The 1759-nt window shown below is 66.6% G+C and carries 2 protein-coding genes and 1 pseudogene; all 3 read left to right on the top strand.

Features of this window, described 5'->3' with window-relative positions; translation table 11 throughout:
* Nucleotides 1-314: pseudogene (locus EN964_RS33595) on the top strand (gfo/Idh/MocA family oxidoreductase); the annotation flags it as partial.
* Nucleotides 314-1132: a sugar phosphate isomerase/epimerase gene (locus tag EN964_RS33590; protein ID WP_127266564.1), complete on the top strand. Its 819-nt coding sequence runs from the start codon at nt 314-316 to the stop codon at nt 1130-1132. The pseudogene EN964_RS33595 and the gene EN964_RS33590, both read left to right, overlap by 1 nt.
* The coding region (locus tag EN964_RS33585) for an alpha/beta fold hydrolase (protein ID WP_164776314.1) at nt 1132-1759 on the top strand (628 nt) is incomplete at its 3' end. The genes EN964_RS33590 and EN964_RS33585, both read left to right, overlap by 1 nt.

Genomic DNA, 1759 nt, shown 5'->3' with positions numbered 1-1759 from the left:
GGCACGAAGGTTTTCAGCTCTATGGCGAGAACGGCTCCGTTATCGCCAGGACATTCAACCCTTGGTACTTCCGCGCCAGCGAGGTGGAGATATTTCACGAGAAGACCGCCACGGCCCACAAGCCGCTCGGCGCCGATGGCCATTTCTTCCGCCGCCAGTTGGAAGGTCTTGCCGACACGGTGCTGAACGGCACGCCGATGCGTGGCGCCAATGTCGAGGACGGCATCGCCTCGATCCGCGCCATGGTCGCCATCGCGCGTTCGGTGGAATCAGGCGAGCGAGTCGAACTCGCCTCGGTGTCGGGGGCGGTGTGATGCGTCTCGGCATTTTCGCCAAGACCTTTGCCGGCACCGATCCGGCCGCCGTGCTGGTTGCGGTGCGGCAAGCTGGGTATGAGACGACGCAGTTCAATCTGGCCTGTGCCGGCCTGCCGTCGATGCCGGATGCTGTGCCGGCGGACGCCATCGCCTCCGTCCGTGCCGCCGCGCAGTCGAACGGCGTTTCACTCGCAGCACTGTCGGGCACCTACAACATGGCGCATCCCGACAAAGCCGTGCGCGACGACGGCCTCAGGCGCCTCGCCGTTGTCATCGAGGCTGCTGCTGCCCTCGGCATCCCGCTGGTCACGCTCTGCACCGGCTCGCGCAACGCCGCCGATCAGTGGGCCTATCATCCCGACAATGCCGATCCGGCCGCCTGGTCCGACATGGCCGCCGAGATGGCGAAGGCGCTGGCGCTGGCCGAAGGTGCCGGTGTCGATCTCGGCATCGAGCCTGAGCAGGCCAACATCGTCACCTCGGCCAGGGATGCGACCCGGCTGATCGCCGAGATGGGATCGAAGCATCTGAAGATCGTGCTCGATCCGGCAAACCTGTTCGAACACGCCACGCCCGGCGAGGCGCGCGCTATCGTTGCCGCCGCGATCGACGAGGCCGCCGGCCACATCGCCATGGCGCATGCCAAGGACCGTCATGGTGACGGTCGCTTTGCCACATCAGGACAAGGCATTGTCGATTTTCCTGATTTTGTTGCACGGCTAAAGGCAGCGGGCTTCGACGGACCGCTTGTCACCCACGGCCTGTCCGCCGACGAAGCCCCCGATGTCGCCGCCTTTCTGCGAAGGCTCCTCTGATGGGCGTCGCCCCGACGATCCTGCTTCGCGACGATGCAGCGCTTCGTGTCTTCGACACGGGGCAGGGCAGGCTTCCCGTCGTCTTCCAGCATGGCCTCGGCGGTGACGCAGCGCAGGTCGCGCAGAACTTTCCCGATGGTCCTTCATACCGTCGGCTGACCGTCGAATGCCGCGCGCAGGGCGGTTCCGGCGCCGGTAGCAAGCGCCCGTTTTCGATCGCGATGTTCGCCGATGATGTGCTGGCCGCCGCGGATGCGGCCGGCCTCGACCGTTTCGTCGCCGGCGGCATCTCGATGGGTGCGGCCATTGCCTTGCAGCTTGCCGTCCGGCACCCGGACCGGGTCGCCGGTCTCGTGCTTGTGCGCCCTGCCTGGGCTTTCGAGGCGGCGCCGCAAAACATGCGCCCTTACGTGGAAGTGGCGGAGCTCATCCGCAGCCGTCCTTTATCGCAGGCGCGAGATATCTTCGCGGCGTCCGCGACGGCCGCCCGCTTTCGCACCGAAGCGCCGGACAATCTTGCTTCCCTGCTCGGCTTCTTCGCGCGCGAAAACGCGCCCGTCTTCGCCGAGGTGATGCAGGCGATCGCAGAGGATGGACCTGGCGTGACGCGGGCAGCCGCCGCCAGCC

Origin of the sequence: Mesorhizobium sp. M7A.F.Ca.CA.001.10.2.1, assembly GCF_003998575.1 — a bacterium.
Classification (GTDB): Bacteria; Pseudomonadota; Alphaproteobacteria; order Rhizobiales; family Rhizobiaceae; genus Mesorhizobium.
Note: the sequence above shows the minus strand (reverse complement) of the source record. Positions and strands in the feature narration are given on the sequence as shown.